The organism is Flavobacterium sp. UMI-01, assembly GCF_019656315.1.
Taxonomy (GTDB): Bacteria; Bacteroidota; Bacteroidia; order Flavobacteriales; family Flavobacteriaceae; genus Flavobacterium.
In genome coordinates, this window is the sequence record NZ_BPLU01000008.1 from 215,605 (window position 1) to 236,488 (window position 20,884).

Sequence of the window (20,884 nt, forward strand, 5' to 3'; positions counted from 1 at the left end):
TTAACCACGAATCCACGAATTTAATAAGTAGAATAATTTTTAAAATTCGTGAATTTGTAGCTTTTTTTATTTTGTATTTCAATCTAGTAGGAAGAATTCAATAACTTTACCTAAAACCAATTTTTGAATTTGATGGAACAAATATTCAATAATACCGAAATTGCTTTTTCGCTGAAAACGGATACTGAATTAGAAAGGGCTTATTTTCTTTTTAAATTGATAGCCAATGAGCCGTTGGTTCGCATGGGTACTGCGGTAACTCGATTTGCGCTCAAAGTACATCTTCCGATTGAAGAATTGATACGTTCGACCGTTTTTGATCATTTTTGTGGCGGTGTCAATGAGGAGGATTGTTTGAAGGTGGTAGATAAAATGTTTACTAAAGGGGTGTCTTCGGTACTTGATTTTTCTGTTGAAGGAAAAGAAGAGGAAGTGCAGTTTGAAGCAGCAACCCAAATGATTTTGAAAACAATAGCTTTTGGTAAAGAAAAATTAGCCATACCTTTTGCAGTTTTTAAACCCACGGGTTTGGGAAGGTTTAGTTTATTTGAAAAAAAATCATCTCAAGTTGTTTTGACAAAAAACGAAGAAGAAGAGTGGAGTAGAGTGGTGGCTCGTTTTGATTTAATTTGCAAAACAAGTTGTGATCATAATGTTCCTTTATTGATTGATGCTGAAGAAAGTTGGATGCAAAATGCCGCCGATGATTTGATTTTGGACATGATGCGGAAATACAATAAAAACAAAGCAATTGTTTACAATACTGTTCAAATGTATCGTTTAGACCGATTGGAGTATTTGGAAAAAATTAATGCAGTTGCCCTTAAGGAAGAATTTTATTTGGGAATAAAATTGGTTCGTGGCGCATATTTAGAAAAAGAAAATGATAGAGCCAATGAGAAAGGTTACGCAACACCTATTTGTTCCTCCAAAGAAATCACTGATGCTAATTACGATACTGCTATTTCTTATTTGTTAGGAAATTTAGACGTCTTTTCTCTTTTTATCGGGACTCACAATGAAAAAAGTTGTTATTTAGTAATGGAATTAATGAAGCAAAAGAATCTTCAGCCAAGTGATTTTCGCATTTGGTTTGGACAATTGTACGGTATGAGTGATCATATCAGTTTTAATTTAGCAATAAAAGGGTATAATGTTGCTAAATATTTGCCTTTTGGTCCTGTAAAAGATGTTATACCGTATTTGATTCGTCGTGCTGAAGAGAATACTTCTATTGCAGGCCAAACAAATAGAGAGTTAGAATTGATAAAAAAAGAAAGAGCACGTAGAGAAAAAAAACAAGAAGTCTGAAAATTATATCCCTAAAATTTCAATTGGGGATGGATATTTTTCAAACTTCTTATTGAATAGGTGTTTATGACGGTATTTAGGAATGGCTGAATTGTAAGTTACTAAGGTTTTTGTAAATACCATTTTCCAAGGTTATTAATTCTTGGTGCGTCCCTTGTTCAGAAATTTTTCCGTTATCCAATACTAAAATTTGGTCAGCCGAACGAATAGTAGATAAGCGGTGTGCGATGATGATACTCGTTCTGCCTTGCATTAAAACTTCTAAAGCTTCTTGTACTAGTTTTTCGCTTTCGCTATCTAATGACGATGTGGCTTCATCCAAAATAAGAATACTTGGATTTTTAAGTAAAGCACGGGCTATAGCAATACGTTGTCTCTGACCACCAGAAAGTTTAATACCTCTTTCTCCTACAATGGTATCAAATTTTTCCGGGAATCCTTCAATAAATTCCAGGGCATTGGCTTGTTTTGCAGCTGCTATTATTTCGTCCTGACTGGCATTTGGTTTTCCGTAAGCGATATTTTCTCTTATGGTTCCACCAAAGAGGATTACATCTTGAGGTACAATACTCATATTGCCACGCAATTCTTCCAAATCATAATCATAAATATTTTTTCCATCAATAATGATTTCACCACTTTCAATATCATAAAAGCGGAGTAATAAAGAAGCAATTGTAGATTTTCCAGCACCACTAGGTCCTACGATGGCAATTTTTTGACCAAAACCAGCTGAGAAGTTTACCTCCTTTAATACTTTTATTTCTTTACGCGATGGGTAACTAAAAGCAACATTATGGAATTGAAGCGTACCATTGATTTTAGTAATAGGTTTTGGATTGGGGTTAGTGCTAATATTTTCGGCAGTTTCATCTAATAATTCAAAAACACGTTCGGTGGCTCCAACTGCTTTTTGGATTTGGGCATACATTTCAGCAATACCTCCAAAGGAAGCGCCAATAAAGGTAGTGTATAGTATAAATGAAATTAAATCCCCAACACCTTCTACTTCCCCTTTAATAGTCAAAGTAATACCATACCATACCACTGCAACTACACAGCCAAAAAGACATAAGATGATAAAGGAAGCAAAATAGCCTCTGTATTGTCCTCCTTTAATAGCAATTGCTACAATCTCTTTGATTTTATTTTTATACCGTTGTAATTCATACCATTCATTGGCAAATGATTTTACATTAGTAATGCCTTGTAACGTTTCCTCAACAATAACTTGACTTTCGGCTACTTTGTCTTGTGTCATTTTTCCGTATTTTCTAATGAAACGTCCAAAAACAACTGCAGCAACTGCAACAACGGGTACAATGCAAAGCATCATAATAGTCAATTTAGGACTAATGCTTCCTAGAATTATGAATCCGCCGATAATTAATATAAATTGACGTAAAAATTCGGCTATTGTAGTGGTAAGGGTATCTTGTAATTGGGAAATATCGGCACTGATACGGCTATTTAATTCTCCAACGCGTTTTTGTGAAAAAAAAGACATGGGTAATTTTATCAAATTTTCATACAAAGCAAAACGAATGTTAGATAATGTGTTTTCAGTAAAATTGACAAATAATGAAATTCGGAAAAAAGAAAAAACGGCTTGTAGAACTAATATTCCCATTAATGCTAAAGCAATTTCATTAGCTTTGGATAAATCTTTGTAAGCGACACAATCCACAAGCATTCCCATTAATTTAGGAAAAGCCAAAGCGGTAGCACTGGTTAAGAGTAAAAACACCAAACCAATGAAGAATTTCCATTTTTGGTTTTTGGCATAATTAAATATACGTAAAGCTTTTTGAAGCGAATTAGAAGTTAATTTCGCTTTAGGTAAATCATTTTCTTTAAAACGAGCCATCGTGGTTTATTTTTTTTGCAAATGTACAATATAAAGGCAGTAGAAAAAAAATCTAATCTCTTTTGAGGACTTAAAATGTTGTTAGAGAACGATAAAGAATAAAATGGTTGTTTTTTGTGTATTTATTTTGAAAAAAAGCTTGTAAATATAAAATCTCGTCTTATATTTGCACACGCAATGGGGCGATTAGCTCAGCTGGTTCAGAGCACCTCGTTTACACCGAGGGGGTCGGGGGTTCGAACCCCTCATCGCCCACCATAAGAGACAAAACAGAAATTTTCTGATTTGTCTCTTTTTTTTGTTTCTAATTTTGGTAAAAACTACAACAATAATAACAATAAAAATGTTGTTATGCTGAAATTAGCACATTGGTATAGAAAAATAGAAGAATCAGGCTTTGAAAACTTCAACATTGTCCTCAATACCATAAAGATTAATTACCAATCAATACTAAACTACTTTGACAATAGAAGCACGAATGCTTCAGCCGAGTCTTTCAATGCAAAAATCAAAGCTTTTAGAGCGCAATTTAGAGGTGTTAGAAAAATTGATTTTTTCCTGTTTAGATTATCCAATCTTTTTTCCTAATCCCCAACTTTTGAACTTGATCCAATATTTATTCAACAATACAGAAATCGTACAAATGTATAAATAAAAAATCCTTAAACTACTGATTAACAGTGTGTTTAAGGATTTTTTTTGTGACCTCGACTGGATTCAAACCAGTAACCTTCTGAGCCGTAATCAAAAGTTGTCTATCTCTTACTTTTTGTAATTACCTGATTTTATTGAGTTTAAGTATTTTTGTTTTTTGAAAAATTGTGTGTTTTTTATGTTTTTGAAATCGAAAGGGGTTGTCGGCATGTAAAACCGATAAAATACTTGTTAGGTATTGAAAACATTAGGTTGAATTCCAAAAATCCAATTCGCATTTACATTATATTTTTTGCAAATAATTTGAATTTGTAAAGGCGTAAAATGGTTTATACCTTTTTTAATTTTGGAAATAGTTTGTCTGATCGTTTTTATTTCATCATAGAATTCAGTTTTTGAACTAATAATATTTTCAATTAAAAGTATATCTATGAGCTTGATTATATTTTTATCGTAATCGTACATAATTTATTATTCATAAAAATAAGTCGTTACTATTGTTTTAGGTTTATACTTATGTGTTTCAATTACCTGAATAGGATAGTTTCTATCATCATAAGTATATGAATAACTACGGTCTCCTTCTGAAATAATATTATTTTTGCTTGTAATATTTATTTTATTATAAGCCATTGGTAACACATGGTATAATGGATTTATTTTATCATCATAAATGTAATTTGAAATATTACCTTTACTATCATAAGTATAGGATGTCTCACAGCAATATTTATCATTGTTATATTGCTTTTTCAAAATCATTTGACCATTAGAATTGTAGGTGTATTTGTTAGTAAAAAGCGTAGTGCTGCCATCATATCCATAAGAAGTGCTTATATTTTGTCCATCATAAGTAAAAGATAAATCTTCATTTTCTTTTCGAATATCATTAGTGTATCGTTCTAGTTTGACTAGTTTACCATTTTCATAGATACAATTTGTTTTGAAAATACCTTCTAAATCAGTTGTTGTACTTGTGACTATATTATTTCCGTTATAAGTAAAAATAGCAGTAGTAGTCTCATTATCATTGTTGTCCACCTGCACAATTTTAATCAGTTTACCAGTGTTTATATTATTATTATCATTGTCTGAATTGTCATTAGAACATCCTAATGTAAATATTATAAATAGTATGAGTGTAGTTGTTTTTTTCATCATATAAAATTTATTTTATTAAAGAAATTATTTTATTTATGATTCTTTGATTAGATTCATTTATTTTATTGTAAGCATCATGAGCTATGTTATTATTCTTTATTGTACTTAATAAATTTTCATCTATAAAATCCACTTTCTTATTAATTTCATTAACACCAATGGTTAAGTTTTTTATAAAACTACCAAGTTCATTATTTACTTCTGATTGGCTTTTTACAAATTCATCTAATGAATTTAAAATAGAATAAATATCTTCAATCTTATTTTTTAATTCAGAGATTTCTTCTTCCATAATATTTAAAATAAATGGCTAGAAGCCTGAACTTTGAAAATTGATAATATTGAACTCTTTTTAATTTGTTGTGGAGGAAATTCATCTTTCTTGCTATCCGTTGGTTTACTAATTAAAGTATAGTAATCGTCAGTATCGCCTTTAGTGATAATCTTTATCATTCTAAATCCATCTTGCGTAACAATTGCATAGATCTCTCCAAAAGGAAAAAATTCCTGCCAATTGTTAACCTTTCTTAATCCTATTGCATCACCATGACATATTACTTTAGCCATACTCTGGCCTGATGCTCTTACAACATAATCACAGCCTTTAAAAAACGGATGACTTATATAAGAATCTGGAGTTGCTATATCGCTATTTTCAACTGCTAAAAATCCTGCTGTAAAATCTACATCATAATACGGCACTCCTTTGGCATAAAGTTCTGTAGGTTCAGCTAACTCATTATTTGTTGTATAACTCTTATTTAAATAGTTGTTTAAAATTTTTAAAGTGTTTTTAGTAGGCTTTTTTGTTGTACCGTTTAATATTTTATCAATTCCAACCTGAGTAAGCCCAGTGTCTTCTGAAATCTTATATCCAGTAAGACCTCTATTCTTTATTTCACGTATTATATCATCTAATTCCATAACAGTTATTTAAAATAATTCTAAATGTTTAAAAAAATACATAAAAGTTATTGTTTATTTCAATAAGAGTTATATATTTGCTCTGTACAATTGCATTACGCAAATGTAGCAAAAATAGCTCTTTGAAATATTGAAAAAACTATAAAAAGAAAATAAATCCGATGGGTTACAGAAAAACCTACTTGCAAAAGGATGAAAAGTAAAAATCGAGTACAAAACAGTCATTGCGGATTTGCCGTAGCATCAAAGCAACAATGACACTATCTATTAATTAAAAAGAATAATGATGTCAACACTTAAAATCGAAAAAAACATACCTATTCCAAAAAAAAAGAATAGACGCATTTATCCATTTAAGGAAATGGATATTGAAGATAGTTTTCAAATTAAAATTGAAAACAATGTAAAATCTATCCAAAAGAAACAAAATATATATGTGGCTATTTGGAGGTTTTGTAAAACTAATCCAGACAAGAAATTCACCACGGCTTCAATTCCAAATGGAGTAAGAGTTTGGAGAATAAAATAATACTAATCCTTAATACTAATCATCATGATACTACTTTTTTTAATCATTGCTTTAATTCTAGTAATTGGACAATTAAAATCAAAATCGAACATCATTGAAACTACTGGTGTTCATAATCACACTATTCATTCTCATTCTCATTCTTATTATATAAATGATAGACAAGTGAGTAAAGCTGAATTTTCAAAATATTCTAAAATAATTTCTTCTTATGAAAATTTCTAAAGAGGTAATTCTAAAAATAGAATTAGTGGGAGATGAGGTACTGCATTTAAAAGATGCTCTAGGAAATATAATGGCGGCAGAAAACGCCTCTAGTTTAGGCATTGGATTCTTAAAGCCAGAACAAAAGAAAATTTTACAATCAATTTTAAACGAAATAAATAAAGGAAATGCTTAGAAAAAGAACACCTAAAAAAAGACTTAAAAAAGAGATTTATCACATTATTCGTAATGATATCCCTTTGAGACATGTAATAGCAGATGCTCTAAACATAGAACCTCAATCTGTCTATTTGTCTGCTGTTAGAGAATCAAAAAAACTTAGCCTTCCTTTTATTGTGGATTTAATTGCTAAGAATATAGGTAAAACTAAAGATGAAATTTTGGAAACTGATAACACTCATGAACAAAGAGCAAAAAATAAGAGAGACTAAAACCATCATTCGTGAATTAGAAAATTCCGAACTGGTTTTAAAACAAAGCTTAGCAGTAATTACAAGCCGTAAGAATGCTTTACAAACGGAACTGGATAGTTTGGGAGCTTCCAGTTCCACCCGAAAGGGCAATTACGCAAATGTTCTTTCTGATGAAAAAAAACTGCAAATATTAGGAAGCCTAACAAAATAAAAAACCGCCAGTGAGCGCTGGCGGTTTCGATCAAATTTCAAATTACGAGTAATAATTTAAAACATTTTAGAGATGTCAAACTTACAAAAAAAATCACAAGAAATATTCGAAATCGAAGTATGGTTTCGATATCCTTCAGGAGATGAAGTTGAAAAAGATTACGAAATGCATAAAATTGAGGCCACTACAATTCAAGAAGCGGTTGATAAAGCGGAAGTTCTTTATCGTAATAAGGTAGCCATTCCATTCAGTTATTATTTCAATAATACGCAGTACAGACCCACAGGTTTAACTAAATCTGATTTGTTTCACCTAACAGCTCCACACTATGAATACCCTTGAAATTTTTAGAAGATGGAATTTCCATTTACTCAATCAGATTATGGAAAAGGATTTTGGAATTATCGAGTGTGGTTCCATTACTGATCCAAGAGAAGAAGTATTTAATCAAAAAATCGAACCACCATGTGTAAACAAGAAAATAGAATGTTAAGGGGATTACTGGTATTAGTAATATCATTTTTCATGATGGGGATATGCATCGGAATTTTATTAACCATTTTTTTATTAGGACAATGACAAACGTAGAAAAATTTAATCAGTGGATGGTTCAGGTTGTGAAATCTAAATGGTTGCATAATGATAAAGCCATGTGTCATGCAAGAGCAAAAGTAGCAAGCCATACTATAACGTCTTTAAAATCTAGGATTAATGGATAAATCAACTGAAGCAAAGCAATACATCAAAGCACACGGAAGTAAGGAGGAGGCCATGGTTTTTCTAAAAAAAGTAATTGCCATGTATGAAGATAACAAAACACCTAAAACTCCAAAAGTACTGGCCAGAATAGACAAATACAATTCGCTTTTAGAAGCAATAGAAAATTTATAATAATCAAATTTTAGAGTAATGAGTAAAACAAACACATTAGAGTTAATCCAAAACACTGCACCAGGAAAAATTGCAGAATTGGAAATGGTTAAGGAAAAATTCATTAAGAATTACAACTTAGCGAATAGATCCGAAAACGGAGAATTAATGTACCACCGACAATTGGTATATTTTAATCAAAACATTGCTGCCAGCACACAATTACAAAATGCCGACAAATTTTCATTGTATGCCTGCTTCATCACTGCAGCTGTAAAAGGATATTCATTTGATCCATTAGATAACGAAATCTACTTAGTGCCACGCGGTGGAAAAGCATGTATGCAATTGCAAGCAGGCGCTTATGTTCGTAGGCTAATCCAAACACAACAGGCTACAGGATGCGAACAACCAAAATTGGTTTTCAAAGGGGATGTTTTTGAAGTAGAAGATGGAGTAGTAAAAAGACACATTGAGAAGTTTGAAGATGAAACCATCATTGCTGGATATGTAAAATTCAATACTGCAGGAGGTGGATTTAAATATTTCATCTATAGAAAATCAGACTTTGAGTCTTGGAGAAAGAAATCTTCTAATCCTGCAACTGTTCAAAAATCGCCAACATGGTTATCTGAGTCACTTTGGGATAACGGAGTGATTGGAGGATTGAACCCAGAACCTGCTTTTTTACGAACTAAAATCATTCTTCATGCTGCCAAAGAGAAATGTTGGTTTACTGGTTCTACACCTATTGAGCTTGAGCAATTCAATGTTGAAATTGAACCAGAAGATGAAAACCCACCAACACCAGAACACTTTTCAGAACCTGCTCCAAGTCCAGCACCTGAATACGCTTCATTCGAAGAAGTTCCTGAAGATTCTAATCATCAAGAAGAAGAAATAGACGAAGAAGCATTTTAATTTTTAACAACAATCAAATTTTAGAGAAATGACAACAGAAATAGCCACACAGGACCAACTGCAAGAAATAATTTTAAGCGGTTCAGAAATATTACAAAGCAGTCAATTAAGAGTTTCCAAAGCAATAAGCGTAGGAGATAAATTATTAGCTGAAATTCAAGAAAAAGGCATGAGCACCGACATGGATGAAAGATGCAATAAGTTCTTAGTGAATTGCAGAAATGCAAAAAGTGAAATTGAAACGCAAAGAAAGCCTATCACAGCTTTTTTTGATACGATCAGAAAACAGTTCACAGAGAATGAAGCAAAATTAGACCCAAAAAAATTAGATTCTCATCCTGCCAAAATTCAAGCTTATCGTGATAAATGGGTAGCAAAATTAAGAGCTGAGGAAGCCGAAAAACAAAGAATTGCTCAAGCCAAAATCGATAAAGAAAATGAAATTATTGATATCAAAGCCAGCTTAGAAGTGCAATTGTCAACTTATGTGAACAATCATATTGCAGAACGCAAACAAAAACTTCAAGATTCCTTCAATAAAATCACCCTGGAGAATTTGGAAGAAAAATCAAAGGCATTAAAGACTTTAGCGATTGAGTACCAAAAATCACATTTTCAAGCTTTTTCCCCTAATTGGTTAAGAAAACACGTTACTCAGGAAGAAACATCTGTTTTACTTGATGAATTCATTGCATCAAAAGATTTCAATCTGATTGCCGCAGTAGTTGTTGATGAAATCAGAAAATTCAAAGAGGAATTGATTGAAAAACTACCAAGTTTGAAAAAAAGCCTTGAGGATATGGCAAAAGCTGGTGAAGCTGAGAAAGCCAGATTAGCCAAAGAAAAGCAAGAACGTGAAGCAGCTGCTGCCAAAAAATTACAGGAAGAAGCAGAAGCTAAAATAAAATCAGATCAGGAAGCAGCTGAGGTTAAAAAAACAGCCGAACAAACCAATGCCTTGATGAACAATCTGGAGTTGAACGATACAGTTGCTCCAGAAACCAGAGACGGCTTCAAAATTACTTTGATTAATAAGCCTGCTATTGCTGAAATCTTCACCTTCTGGTTCCAACGCGAAGGAATGACTTTGTCTTTAGAAGAATTGGAAAAGAAATCAATCACCCAAATGAAAGCCTATTGCGAAAAAGTAGCGCATAAATCAGGTGATATGATTGTAAGCGATAATTTGAAATATGAACCGGTTTACAAAGCCGTAAATAGAAAGTAATCATGGGAGAATTTAAAGGAACAAAAGCGCCTTGGATAGTTGGAAGACCCGGTACTGTAGTATCAGATAATAAAGAAAGTATAACTATTAGTGGTGGAGTAGGTGAAGATGCAATCAAATATTATGGTGGCAATCTTATTTGTGAGTCCGTTTCTAACTCTAATGCAAAACTTATTGCAGCAGCTCCTGAGATGTTAGAAATGCTTATTAAAGTAGAGAAGGTATTAAGAGAATGTACTCAGGAATATGGGTTAAGTCAGGACGTAGAAAAACTAATCCAAAAAGCAACTGAATAATGGACCCTTATTTTGGAAGAAACGAAGTGAGTAACTCTGATTTGAGTTGGCTAAAAGATTATTGGAAAGAAGATAAGCTGGACGAAGTTACCAAACAAAAAGCGTACAAGTTTGGAACACTAATCGATGCCATTATCACAGAACCTTTCAAAGTAGATTACTTCAAGTTTCAAGTAGATGGAGTTCAGTATTCCGAAGAAGATTTTGAGAAAGCTATCCAAATGAAAAAGGCTTTTATGAAGGATCCATTAGCACAAAATCTACTAAAACAAAGTGATACACAAAAGGTAATGATTACCAATAGAACATTCACTTATGATGAGGTTGAATTTGAACTTCCAGTTCGTTGCAAATGGGATTTATGGATGGATGGTTTAGGATGGGGTGGTGACCTAAAAAGCACCACCGCCACCACTCAAAAGCAATTTGAAGAAGCAGTAAGACATTTTGATTACGACCGCCAACGTGCCTGGTATATGGATATAGCAGGAAGTGATCAAGACGTTTTAATTGGAGTTTCAAAAGAGAATTTCAAAGTTTTTAAAGTTCCTATCCGTAGAGGCGACGAACTATACAATTCAGGATTTAAAAAGTATAACGAGCTCGCTTTTAAATGGTGGGCATTATTCGAATAACAAATGGCAAAAGAAAAAAAGAAAAAGAAATCAACCATATTTCACAGCACTTACAACAAAAAAGAATTTTTAGCTCCAAACTCTATTCGTTCAATGGCTGCGGTTCATGCTAAAATTCTAAAAGATGGTACCGCAGTTTTAAGAATCTCAGATTGCAATACCTCAGTAAGAATTTGGAATGATTTCAATGATCTGGAAGAAAAAAAGGAAATGTTAACCAAGGTAGATAACCTCATAGCCAATCTGCAAGATTTTAGAATGGATATCAAATCAAGAATCGTTTAAATGAATCAGTTAATCACACCACCACAGGATATCATTAATGAATTGACCACAATTCAAGCCTTCCTTGAAGTCACTATGAGTGAAGATGCTACCGAAGCAGTAGTACGAGGAAACGATTTAGCGGTTTACATGGCTAGAACTGGGAAACTTATAGCAGATGCCAAAATACATCGTGAACAAAAGCTAAGAAGTTCCATGATTCAGGAGTATAAAAAACTAATCGAATTTCCTGCTAGTGTGGCTGTGAAATACACGGATACTCTAGTTGAAAATGAAACCTACTTACTAACCTGGGCTACGAGATTAAATGCAGCTTGTACCCACCAATTAGACTGGTGTCGAACAATTATTTCAAAAGCAAAAGCGGAAATGTCCGCATTTAATGGATAATCATTATGGCAGAATTCAAAGGAACAAAAGGAAAGTGGATTTACAATAAAGAATTACAACAGCATTCAGGATACAGAATAATTGTTTCTGAATCAAATAAAATAATTCACAAATCAGAAAATAAGAATGGTTTGTCTGAAGAGGAAATTGAAGCGAATGCCAAACTTATAGCATCGGCTCCAGAACTACTCGAAACCCTAACCAAACTCCACCAAGCAATATCAAGTGGAAATATTCACTCATTAAGTGAATGGAATTACAAAGCTAAAGTATTAACATACGAAATTTTAAAACCTTAAATAACTATGAACATCACAATCAAAAATGCCAGTATCAAAAACAGCCTATTCTTAAAATATGGCTACGATCATTTTGTAGGAAGTACAAAATACAGTCATCCATCCACAACAGGTGATGCACCTATTCACGATGATTTGAGAGAAGCATTCTTAGCCTTGACACCTCACTTTGCTTACATCTGCGAGGAAATTTCAGAAAGTGTATGTCGCGAATCAATTAACGACTTCAAACAAGGAGTTTTTCACCCAACCGAAGAAACTGATCCTTTGCGAAAGTACACTGTAATCGGTTTCACATTAGGTAAAGAATCTGAAGGCGTTACCATCATCGGTTCTAAAAGATTGGATAGTGGTAAAAGCATCAACATCAACACGCCATTCTTAAAATGGGATGATGATTATCCTTTTGATTCAGAACTTATCGCAGCGGTTGATTTATTGAAATCTGAAGTGTATGAGTATATCGAAGGCAAACGAGCTCCTGCTCAAAATCAACTCGATATGTTTGAGGACCAAGAGGAAGAAGAACAAGAAGCTTTTGCAGGTGCAGATGTCGAAAACGAAATGTAGTATCCGTGATAGACGGCTTAAGCTAAACAAACGCAGGTACTATCTGCACGCTAAAGTCAAAATGCTAGAACCCGAAGACTACCAATTATTAAATCCCCGAAAAAGAGAATTTTCGGGGATTCCTAAAGGGAAATTCGCTAACAAACTTTTAAAAGAGTTTGGATACACCCACCAATATCAAATTATATAAAAAATCAAATTTCAGAGACAATGAGTATTAAATTAGTAGTAAACAGTAAAGACATTTTAAAAGCGGTGCAAACCGTGGGAGCAATTGTAAAAGGGAATCATGCCTTACCAATTTTAGACAATATCCTAATCGAGCTTCAAAATAATAAATTGGTTTTCATTTCGGATAATCTTGAGATAAGATCAAAAGTAGAATTACCAATCGAATCTAAAGAGGAATTTAAAACCTGTGTTCCTTACAAATTAGTTTTCAATATCCTTAAAGGTTTTCCAAGTACACCTATTGAATTGGTTTTGGAAAAAATGAATCTAAAAATTCTTTCTGAAACAGGAACTTACATTGTACCATTAGTAGATACTAAAGAGTTTCCAGAATCAAAAGAAAAAACAACAACCGACACGGTTAAAATGGAATCATCCCAGCTGATAGATGCCATCAAAAAAGCATTGCTTTTCACAGATAAGACTAATGCAACCAACTTACACAATGTTTTAATCTCCATCAAAAAAGACGGTACCAAAATAGTTAGTACCGATGGTAACGTCATTCTGGAGTATTCCATGACTGCTGGAGGTGATGAAAAGGATTTGATTATATCAAGAAGCATTGCCAGCCATTTAATCCAAATTCTTTCCTCCCATGAAGAGGTAGAGCTGAGTTATTCAGACAGTCATTTATTTATTGCAACTGAAGGAAAGGAAATCAACGCAATATTAAGCAATTCGACCTTTCCACCTTATTTGCGAATTTTTGAAGCCTATTCTCCAGATAAAAAGCTAACCATTGATAACGGAATCATTGCACCGGCCATCAAAAGATTATATGCGCTTACCGATCAAAACAATCAAACGGTAAAATTCTCCATCAAAGAGAACATTGTGGAATTGTCATTCAATAATCAGCTTCAAAAATACGAAGCAAAGGAAACGTTGCCTTGTGAATATACCGATGAAGAAATAAACATCGCTTTCAATGCTAATTACATCAATAATATGCTTACAGCGATTGAAGAAAGCATTGAAATGAATATCACTGATGGTAGCAAGCCATGTATTTTCATCGCTGAGAATATAAGAGCAATTGTAGGTCCTATTAACGTAAACTAAAATCTGAAACTATGAAAGCATCAAACGCATTTAAGGAAACAATCAAGGCTTATTTAGATAAACGTGCTGCAGAAGATGAACTTTTTGCCGTAACCTACAAAAAAGAAAACAAGAATCTTGAAGAGTGTTGCAATTATGTTATGCAATGTGCTCATAAGGGAGGCGCACAAGGTTATGCAGATGAAGAAGTTTTTGGCTGGGCGGTTCATTATTACGATGAAGATGATATTAAAAATATCAAATCGGTAAACGCAAAAGTGGTGGTGAATCATACGGTTGAAAAATCACAACCCCAACCCAAAAAGGTTGTTGCTCCTGTCGAAGAAGCGCCAAAAGTTCAGCAAGTAGGATTGTTTTAAATGATGATTTATGAAACCAAGAACAAAACTACAAGTAGAGGTTTGGGATCTGCATCAAAGATTAGATAACCCAAAAGAGCATGAGCCTTATGTAATTTCTAAACATAAATTCTATTACACCACGCACTATAAGAATTTAGTTTGCTTAGAATGCAATCATCAATGGAAACCATCACAAGTATGGCAGGAAGAATTAATTGGGGTAGAATGTCCTTCTTGCAAAAAGAAGTTAGAAAAAGTTATTACTCAAAATGGAGGAATGGCCAGTCGAATTTTAACTTATTCAGTTACGCAGGTGGTAGGTAGATTTCAACTCTTCAGGTATTTTTCTTGCTGGAAGCACATGCAGAAAAATAAACTACCAAGATATAGTTTTCATAGTCTTTTTGAAGAATGGAATGATTTTGATGTAAAGAAAAGAGTAATAGTTGGTAGAACTCAATCGTGGAGTGGTGATGGTTTTAGTTCATCTGACTATGAAATAAGGTATGTTAATACATCTGGATGGCGTGGAAATCCTTATGATGGTTTCGTTTCAGATTATAATTGTCCAGGAGCAGAAATTTTGCCAAGGTTTAAAAAGTACGGATTGACAAGCTATAAGCATGATTTCGATTATAGACTATTATTAGATAGGCTTGGATCATCCCCGAAATTAGAAACTTTATTAAAAGCCAGACAAAAAGACTTATTGTTTTTTGCACTTCATAAAGATAGTCATCACAATAGATATTGGCCACAAATCAAACTTGTTATCAGAAATAAATACAAAATTAAAGATGCTGGTATCTGGTACGATTACCTGGACCTATTGAGGTATTTCAAAAAAGACATTCATAATCCAATATTCATTTGTCCTAAAAATCTAAACAAAGAGCATGACCGCTTGATGAATAAAAAACGAAAGATTATAGATGCTAGAAATAGAGAAAGAGAGCGTTTGGAAGCCGAAAAGAGACAACAAAAACTCGAGAAAGCAACTGTTGAATATGTTGAGCGAAATCAAAAATTATTTGATTTAGAATTTACCAAAGGCAATATCTCAATTACTATCCTAAAAAGTATTGACGAATTCAAGCAAGAAGGTGACGAACTCAAGCATTGTGTTTACACTAATGAATATTATCTCAAGGAAAAATCATTAATCTTTTCTGCCAAAGTAAATGGTAAACGAACTGAAACAATTGAGATAAGAATTCCAGAACTCACAATAGTGCAGTCTAGAGGTATAAGCAATCAATCGACTGATTACCATAATGAAATAGTTTCACTGGTAAAAAGTAATCTAGGAAAAATTAAAAGCAAACTAGGTCCTGAAAAACAAAAGAAGTCTAAAAAATTAAAAGCAGTAAGCTAATGCAAATAGTAGAATTTTTAAATGAGTTTCATATCTCTATTGGATTTGGCAGATTCAAGGATTATCAAGTCAAATCCGTAAAAAGTATCACAGCAGTAAGACAGTGGCAAACGAGTATTTTTTCAGGTTCTTATGTTTCATTACCTGCTGTTGTAGGTGGTGCATTGTGCGAGGATATTAACCAAATAAATATTCCTGTTGAGCACTCTAAGGATAACGAAAAAATCACTTGGAGAAAGTATGAACCGGTGGCCAAATGGAGCTTTGAAAAAAAGGTGTATATCGTGCCTATAGATTACAAGTCACAAGTATATGCTATTGGTAAAAAATGCAAAGCTTCACACGTAATCATCAAGGATAATCTTCCTGAACGAGTTGATGTGATTCCAGCGCTTCCAAAACTTAAAATTGATTTGGGTATCGTTCATAAAACCAAAGGATTCAAACCAAGACCGTATCAGGAAGAAGGAATTGCCAGAGGAATGGAACTAAAAAGATTCATCAACGGTGATCAGCCTGGACTTGGAAAAACACTGCAAAGCATTGGTACCTTAATTGGTGCTGAAAAGATGGAAGAGGTAGTTTTTCCATGTGTGGTAATATGTCCTTCGGCTTTAAAGGAAAACTGGAAACGTGAGTTTGAAATGTGGACCAATAAAAAGCCAATGATTTTAAACGATAGCGTAAAAACCAACTGGCATCGTTTCCACGAAATGGGAATGGCTGATGTGTTCATAGTAAACTTTGAATCATTGGAAAAATTCTTTGTAACCTCAAAACCTGCCACAAAGGATTTGCAGCACTCCACACAAATCATCATGGATCCACGCATTAGTATATTCAAATCAGCCATCATTGACGAAATCCATAAGCTTAAAAATCCAAACTCTATTCGTTCCAAAATATGTATCAACATAACCAAGCACAAGAAGTATATCATAGGATTGACAGGAACACCAGTTGTGAACCTCCCTATCGATTTATTTTCTCAATTGGCTATCATATTTAAGTTAAAACATTTTGGGGGCGCAAATGGGTTTAAAACTCGCTATTGTGAAGGAGGTCGAGGAAAATCAAATTTGAAAGAGCTGAATTACCTGATGAATATGAATTGCTACTTCATGCGAAAAAAAGAAGAAGTATTGAAAGATTTACCCCCTTTGTCGCGCCAAACATTGATTTGTGATATTACCAATAGAAAGGAGTTTGATAAGGTTAAAAATGATTTTCAGGCCTTTTTACGAAGTAGCGATTTGACCGATGCCGAAATAAAGAAAAAAATCAATGGTCAAGTGATTGTGCAAATAACCATGTTATTGCAATTATCCGCCATTGGAAAGATTGAAGCCGCTAAGGAATACATTGATGAAATCATCGAATCTAACCAAAAGATTGTTGTGTTCTGTAAGCATAAGGCAGTGGTTGATTTGCTTAAAAAAGAATACCCAAAAGCAGTTACAGTAACTGGCCAAGATAACGAGTATCAAAAACAAGCCGCTGTGGATAGTTTTCAAAGGCCAGATGGTGCTAAAATAATCATTCTAAACCATAAGGCTGGAGGGGTAGGATTAACGCTTACAGCGAGTAGCGAGATTTTAATGTTAGAGTTGCCATGGACACAGGCCGATTGCGAACAATGTGAGGCACGTTGTCACCGTATGGGGCAACCTACTAACGTGAGAGCTACTTATTTACTTGGAGATAACACCTTAGATCAATGGTTGTATGATATCATTCAAGAGAAAAAAGCAATTGCAAATGCTATTACAGGAGCTGAGGACAATGTACCTGTAAACATTTTAAACAGAGTAATGGATTTATTCAAATAGTTATGAAAATAGAGGAAATAATAAGTGTTGTTGAGGTTACCCTGTCAGTAGATTTAAATGATTTTAGACGTACAAATACGTTGGTAGATGCTCGAATAGTAGTTTCCATAATCGCTCTTAATCTTGGTTATACCCTAACAGAAATAGCAAAATCACTGAATAAAACGCACTGCACTATTTTTTACTACAGAGAACTTTTCAAGCACTATAAAAACGATAAAAACTTTAGACCTAAATTTTTATCCTGCATCAAAGCTTTTGAAGATTATGCAGAAACTAATGTGTATATCGATGATTCAAATTTAATAGAGGAACTCAAGATTAGAAAGCGCAATCTTGAAAAAAGATTAGAGCAAATTAACCAAGTATTAGAAGGAAAATAATATGGCAGAAGATAAAAAATCATTCGTTTTATACACCGACTTACTTAAAGTTGTGGACCATTTACCAGATGAAATTGCAGGTAAATTATTCAAAATTATCCTAAAATATGTTAATGATGTTGAGGTTGATATTGAAGATTTGCTGTTGAAAATAGCATTTGAACCCATCCGACTACAACTACAACGAAATCTTGCTAAGTGGGATGTAATAAAGGAAAAACGGTCTTTAGCGGGCAAAAAAAGTGCTGAAATAAAAAAACAAAATGCAACAAAATCAACACATGTTGAAAGTGTTGAACAAACCGCAACAAAATCAACTGTTAATGTAAATGATAATGTAAGTGTTAATGTAAATGTAAATGGTAATGTAATAAATAAAGAGAGGGAAAATAAAAGATTTTCCCCACCCTCTCTTTTGGAAGTTCAAACTTTTATTGTTGAAAAAAAATACGGAGTAAATGCAACATCCTTTTGGAATTTTTATGAATCCAAAAACTGGATGGTTGGTAAAAACAAAATGAAAGATTGGAAAAAGGCAGTAGGGGGTTGGGAATCTAGGGAAAAAGATAATTCTAAAAATAAAATTCAAAATGGACAACAAAATTCAAATCCAACAAAAACAGCCTACGAGTTTAGCGTTGACAGAGTTATCGAGACCTACTCTAGCGATACTGAATGAAGATTACCCGAAAGTAAAAACGATCGACTCAAAGCAGGAAATCAACGGATTGTTAAATTTCTTAATCACAATCTTAAACATCAAGGTTTCAAGCGAAGAGGAAAAGTTACAGCTGGACAAACAAATGATTTTGATTTTTGATTTGATAAAAACCAAGTTCGGTAGTTTAACCGTCCCTGAAATCAAAGAAGCTTTCAAAATGTTTGTCGCTGGCGAATTCCCAAACCTGAAAGTTTTTAGAATGCTGGATTGTTTGGTTGTGGCCGATGTGTTGAATGCTTTCAAAGAATTTAGAAACGATAGTCTACGAGTGTATGACTTTAAAAAACAAAAACTTTTAATCCAACAAAATACCATGTCAGAAGAAGAAATAAATCAAAACCATCAGGAACTATTGAAAATTGTTTTTGATGATTTGAAAGCCACAGGATTGAGTTTAGATGCTTGGTTGCTTTATGATAAGCTAGAGGCTAATGGATTAATTAATATTTCCAAAGCCCAAAAAAAAGAATTGTATGCTCAGCAGGCTCAAATTTATGTGGTTGAATTGCTAAACGAAACTACAAAAAAGCATTTTCATTCAGCAAAAATAATTATTGAAGACGCCAGGAGTAAGATTGCTAAGGGAAAAATCATTGGTTCAGTGGCCAATAAATGCAAAAGCATCGTGGCTTCTAATTTCCTGAAGGAGTATTTAACGGATTTTGAAGAATTCAAAAAACAGATTGAATGATGAGTTGGAACGAACAGGAACTTCAGAAATTACGAGCCAAAGGCCTAAAGGTAGATGATCCAAGAGCTGAAAAACCACCAGAGGTAAAGCCAAAAATCAAAGTCGAAAAGATATCCATCGAAAAAAACACCATCGAGTTTGTTTTGATGAGTTTGAAGCAAAGTGAAGTAATAACCGGATTTGTAACCGAGCATAAGTTTGATGCAGTACGAAATTACCGTTTTGATTGGGCGCTGTTGGATTTAAAAATAGGAATTGAATATGAAGGCATCTTTTCCAAAAAAAGCCGTCATACGACCGCAAAAGGGTTTTCAGAAGATTGCAACAAATACAATTTAGCAATACAAAACGGCTGGCGTGTCCTTAGATACACCGCTTTAAACTACCAGAATTTAGAAAACGATTTATTAAAACTTATAAAAAAATAATCATGGCAAAAAAAACAATCAAAGATTTAAGACCAAGAGATACTGTATGGTATGTAAATAACAATAATGTTTTTGAATATAAAATTGATAGCATTAGTACAAAAAAAATTATAGGAAAAGATGATTGTTTCAATGCTGAAATTAATGATTCTGATTTAACAGCTTGGCAATTTGAAGCTATTGAAAAATATCATAGATCACCAACAACTATTTATTTAAACAAAATTGATGCCTTAAAAATTAGACATGCAGCTTTAGAGAAAGAACTGGAAGCGACTTATGCTCAACAGCAAAAATATTTTGAATCGATTGCCGCAAAAAACAAAGCAATTTACAATTCGAATCTTGAGATCATTAACGAACTTAAAAATCAGAAATAACTATGGCCACACTCGCTGAAATAGAAGCTAGAATTCAGGAACACGAAAAACGCTTAATCGAGTTACAAGAAGAAGGGAACAAAAAACGAATCGAAGTAATGATCAGTATTATTTCTTTCTGGAAAAAACAAAAGGAAAAAGCACTGAAAAGTAAAAACAAGACAGCATGAAAGCAATTTTATTATACCTTTTTCCTGTGCTACTCACAGCACAAGGATTAGAAGTCAAAAAATCCGAAGACTTTACACTTTCGGTTATTACGGACCCACGAGCATCATTCAAAGAAAGTGGATTATTCATTGGTGCTGAGATTGAATACTCAGGAACCATTTACACCCGATTAGGTATTTCCAACTTTTCCGTACTTCAAGACGGTTACACCGAAGCAATAGGAGGGATTGGATTAAATCTAACCAGTGGTTATTTTGACAACATACGCTATTATGCAGGTGTACGTCTTGGTGTGATAAAACGAGCGATGACCAACGCCACCGCAGGAGTTGAAGCTGGAATTGATTTTAAGATAAGCGATAAAGCGTTCATAGGATTACGAACATCTTACGATTACCGAAGTGATCAGAAATTTTACGACTATCCCAATCACATGGTAGGTAGTGGGTATATCAGAATAGGAACTAATTTTTAATAAAA

General features: G+C 33.4%; 33 protein-coding genes and 1 tRNA gene. 30 read left to right on the forward strand and 4 right to left on the reverse strand.

Annotation, left to right across the window (positions count from 1 at the left end; all coding sequences use genetic code 11):
- Positions 1 to 132 precede the first annotated feature (132 nt).
- Positions 133 to 1,311, forward strand: coding sequence for a proline dehydrogenase family protein (locus K5R64_RS05310; protein WP_220761597.1), 1,179 nt, complete (start codon positions 133 to 135; stop codon positions 1,309 to 1,311).
- Positions 1,312 to 1,387: 76 nt separating this feature from the next.
- Here K5R64_RS05310 and K5R64_RS05315 read toward each other — a convergent pair whose 3' ends face one another.
- Positions 1,388 to 3,178, reverse strand: coding sequence for an ABC transporter ATP-binding protein (locus K5R64_RS05315; protein WP_220761598.1), 1,791 nt, complete (start codon positions 3,176 to 3,178; stop codon positions 1,388 to 1,390).
- Positions 3,179 to 3,358: 180 nt separating this feature from the next.
- Here K5R64_RS05315 and K5R64_RS05320 point away from each other — a divergent pair.
- Positions 3,359 to 3,436, forward strand: a tRNA-Val gene (locus K5R64_RS05320).
- 27 nt (positions 3,437 to 3,463) lie between these two features.
- The gene (locus K5R64_RS05325) at positions 3,464 to 3,766 is read left to right on the forward strand and encodes a transposase (RefSeq protein WP_255580304.1); all 303 of its coding nucleotides are present in this window, start codon (positions 3,464 to 3,466) and stop codon (positions 3,764 to 3,766) included.
- Between the two features lie 537 nt (positions 3,767 to 4,303).
- Here K5R64_RS05325 and K5R64_RS05330 read toward each other — a convergent pair.
- From K5R64_RS05330 to K5R64_RS05340, 3 genes are all read right to left on the reverse strand, one after another.
- Entirely contained in the window at positions 4,304 to 4,873 is a 570-nt protein-coding gene (locus K5R64_RS05330) for a hypothetical protein (RefSeq protein WP_220761602.1), read from the reverse strand.
- A gap of 127 nt (positions 4,874 to 5,000) precedes the next feature.
- A complete protein-coding gene (locus tag K5R64_RS05335) occupies positions 5,001 to 5,285 on the reverse strand; it encodes a hypothetical protein (protein WP_220761604.1) in 285 nt (94 codons plus the stop codon).
- Positions 5,286 to 5,290: 5 nt separating this feature from the next.
- Positions 5,291 to 5,917, reverse strand: coding sequence for a S24 family peptidase (locus K5R64_RS05340; RefSeq protein WP_220761606.1), 627 nt, complete (start codon positions 5,915 to 5,917; stop codon positions 5,291 to 5,293).
- Between the two features lie 286 nt (positions 5,918 to 6,203).
- Here K5R64_RS05340 and K5R64_RS05345 point away from each other — a divergent pair, with 286 nt between their 5' ends.
- The 27 genes from K5R64_RS05345 (at position 6,204) to K5R64_RS05475 (ending at position 20,879) form a co-directional block, all read left to right on the forward strand.
- Complete coding sequence (locus K5R64_RS05345) at positions 6,204 to 6,446, forward strand: hypothetical protein (protein WP_220761608.1); 243 nt, start codon at positions 6,204 to 6,206, stop codon at positions 6,444 to 6,446.
- A gap of 24 nt (positions 6,447 to 6,470) precedes the next feature.
- The gene (locus K5R64_RS05350) at positions 6,471 to 6,671 is read left to right on the forward strand and encodes a hypothetical protein (protein WP_220761610.1); all 201 of its coding nucleotides are present in this window, start codon (positions 6,471 to 6,473) and stop codon (positions 6,669 to 6,671) included.
- Entirely contained in the window at positions 6,658 to 6,846 is a 189-nt protein-coding gene (locus tag K5R64_RS05355) for a hypothetical protein (protein WP_220761612.1), read from the forward strand. Before K5R64_RS05350 ends, K5R64_RS05355 begins: the two co-directional genes overlap by 14 nt.
- Positions 6,839 to 7,102, forward strand: coding sequence for a hypothetical protein (locus K5R64_RS05360; RefSeq protein ID WP_220761614.1), 264 nt, complete (start codon positions 6,839 to 6,841; stop codon positions 7,100 to 7,102). The genes K5R64_RS05355 and K5R64_RS05360 overlap by 8 nt, the downstream gene beginning before the upstream one ends.
- On the forward strand, positions 7,071 to 7,295 hold the full coding sequence (locus tag K5R64_RS05365) for a hypothetical protein (RefSeq protein WP_220761616.1): 225 nt from the start codon (positions 7,071 to 7,073) through the stop codon (positions 7,293 to 7,295). Before K5R64_RS05360 ends, K5R64_RS05365 begins: the two co-directional genes overlap by 32 nt.
- Positions 7,296 to 7,367: 72 nt before the next feature.
- Positions 7,368 to 7,637, forward strand: coding sequence for a hypothetical protein (locus K5R64_RS05370; protein WP_220761618.1), 270 nt, complete (start codon positions 7,368 to 7,370; stop codon positions 7,635 to 7,637).
- A complete protein-coding gene (locus K5R64_RS05375; protein ID WP_220761620.1) occupies positions 7,624 to 7,788 on the forward strand; it encodes a hypothetical protein in 165 nt (54 codons plus the stop codon). Before K5R64_RS05370 ends, K5R64_RS05375 begins: the two co-directional genes overlap by 14 nt.
- A gap of 218 nt (positions 7,789 to 8,006) precedes the next feature.
- A complete protein-coding gene (locus K5R64_RS05380) occupies positions 8,007 to 8,186 on the forward strand; it encodes a hypothetical protein (RefSeq protein WP_220761621.1) in 180 nt (59 codons plus the stop codon).
- Positions 8,187 to 8,204: 18 nt separating this feature from the next.
- Positions 8,205 to 9,086 carry a recombinase RecT gene (locus K5R64_RS05385; RefSeq protein ID WP_220761622.1) on the forward strand — a complete coding sequence of 294 codons (882 nt, stop codon included), beginning with the start codon at positions 8,205 to 8,207 and terminating at the stop codon, positions 9,084 to 9,086.
- Between the two features lie 28 nt (positions 9,087 to 9,114).
- Positions 9,115 to 10,314, forward strand: a complete 1,200-nt coding sequence (locus K5R64_RS05390; RefSeq protein ID WP_220761623.1) for a hypothetical protein — start codon at positions 9,115 to 9,117, stop codon at positions 10,312 to 10,314.
- 2 nt (positions 10,315 to 10,316) lie between these two features.
- Complete coding sequence (locus K5R64_RS05395) at positions 10,317 to 10,610, forward strand: hypothetical protein (protein WP_220761624.1); 294 nt, start codon at positions 10,317 to 10,319, stop codon at positions 10,608 to 10,610.
- Positions 10,610 to 11,245, forward strand: a complete 636-nt coding sequence (locus K5R64_RS05400; RefSeq protein ID WP_220761625.1) for a PD-(D/E)XK nuclease-like domain-containing protein — start codon at positions 10,610 to 10,612, stop codon at positions 11,243 to 11,245. Before K5R64_RS05395 ends, K5R64_RS05400 begins: the two co-directional genes overlap by 1 nt.
- A gap of 3 nt (positions 11,246 to 11,248) precedes the next feature.
- A complete protein-coding gene (locus tag K5R64_RS05405; protein WP_220761626.1) occupies positions 11,249 to 11,530 on the forward strand; it encodes a hypothetical protein in 282 nt (93 codons plus the stop codon).
- Positions 11,531 to 11,920 (forward strand): hypothetical protein, encoded by a 390-nt coding sequence (locus K5R64_RS05410; RefSeq protein ID WP_220761627.1) that lies wholly within the window; start codon positions 11,531 to 11,533, stop codon positions 11,918 to 11,920. It abuts the gene before it with no gap.
- A 5-nt stretch (positions 11,921 to 11,925) separates the two neighbouring features.
- Positions 11,926 to 12,219 (forward strand): hypothetical protein, encoded by a 294-nt coding sequence (locus K5R64_RS05415; protein ID WP_220761628.1) that lies wholly within the window; start codon positions 11,926 to 11,928, stop codon positions 12,217 to 12,219.
- Positions 12,220 to 12,225: 6 nt separating this feature from the next.
- Positions 12,226 to 12,789, forward strand: a complete 564-nt coding sequence (locus K5R64_RS05420; RefSeq protein WP_220761630.1) for a hypothetical protein — start codon at positions 12,226 to 12,228, stop codon at positions 12,787 to 12,789.
- Positions 12,790 to 12,999: 210 nt separating this feature from the next.
- Positions 13,000 to 14,085: a DNA polymerase III subunit beta gene (gene dnaN / locus K5R64_RS05425; protein WP_220761632.1), complete on the forward strand. Its 1,086-nt coding sequence runs from the start codon at positions 13,000 to 13,002 to the stop codon at positions 14,083 to 14,085.
- Between the two features lie 11 nt (positions 14,086 to 14,096).
- Entirely contained in the window at positions 14,097 to 14,444 is a 348-nt protein-coding gene (locus K5R64_RS05430; protein ID WP_220761634.1) for a Cas9 inhibitor AcrIIA9 family protein, read from the forward strand.
- Positions 14,445 to 14,454: 10 nt separating this feature from the next.
- Positions 14,455 to 15,801 carry a PcfJ domain-containing protein gene (locus K5R64_RS05435; protein WP_220761636.1) on the forward strand — a complete coding sequence of 449 codons (1,347 nt, stop codon included), beginning with the start codon at positions 14,455 to 14,457 and terminating at the stop codon, positions 15,799 to 15,801.
- Positions 15,801 to 17,630 (forward strand): DEAD/DEAH box helicase, encoded by a 1,830-nt coding sequence (locus K5R64_RS05440; RefSeq protein ID WP_220761637.1) that lies wholly within the window; start codon positions 15,801 to 15,803, stop codon positions 17,628 to 17,630. The genes K5R64_RS05435 and K5R64_RS05440 overlap by 1 nt, the downstream gene beginning before the upstream one ends.
- A 2-nt stretch (positions 17,631 to 17,632) precedes the next feature.
- Positions 17,633 to 18,013, forward strand: coding sequence for a hypothetical protein (locus K5R64_RS05445; RefSeq protein WP_220761638.1), 381 nt, complete (start codon positions 17,633 to 17,635; stop codon positions 18,011 to 18,013).
- A gap of 1 nt (position 18,014) precedes the next feature.
- Positions 18,015 to 18,692, forward strand: coding sequence for a DUF6291 domain-containing protein (locus K5R64_RS05450; protein ID WP_220761639.1), 678 nt, complete (start codon positions 18,015 to 18,017; stop codon positions 18,690 to 18,692).
- Positions 18,604 to 19,425 carry a hypothetical protein gene (locus K5R64_RS05455; RefSeq protein WP_220761640.1) on the forward strand — a complete coding sequence of 274 codons (822 nt, stop codon included), beginning with the start codon at positions 18,604 to 18,606 and terminating at the stop codon, positions 19,423 to 19,425. The genes K5R64_RS05450 and K5R64_RS05455 overlap by 89 nt, the downstream gene beginning before the upstream one ends.
- A complete protein-coding gene (locus K5R64_RS05460; protein WP_220761641.1) occupies positions 19,422 to 19,853 on the forward strand; it encodes a hypothetical protein in 432 nt (143 codons plus the stop codon). The genes K5R64_RS05455 and K5R64_RS05460 overlap by 4 nt, the downstream gene beginning before the upstream one ends.
- 2 nt (positions 19,854 to 19,855) lie before the next feature.
- A complete protein-coding gene (locus K5R64_RS05465; RefSeq protein ID WP_220761642.1) occupies positions 19,856 to 20,233 on the forward strand; it encodes a hypothetical protein in 378 nt (125 codons plus the stop codon).
- Positions 20,234 to 20,235: 2 nt separating this feature from the next.
- The gene (locus K5R64_RS05470; protein WP_220761643.1) at positions 20,236 to 20,403 is read left to right on the forward strand and encodes a hypothetical protein; all 168 of its coding nucleotides are present in this window, start codon (positions 20,236 to 20,238) and stop codon (positions 20,401 to 20,403) included.
- Positions 20,400 to 20,879, forward strand: a complete 480-nt coding sequence (locus tag K5R64_RS05475) for a hypothetical protein (protein ID WP_220761644.1) — start codon at positions 20,400 to 20,402, stop codon at positions 20,877 to 20,879. The genes K5R64_RS05470 and K5R64_RS05475 overlap by 4 nt, the downstream gene beginning before the upstream one ends.
- Positions 20,880 to 20,884: the final 5 nt, after the last annotated feature.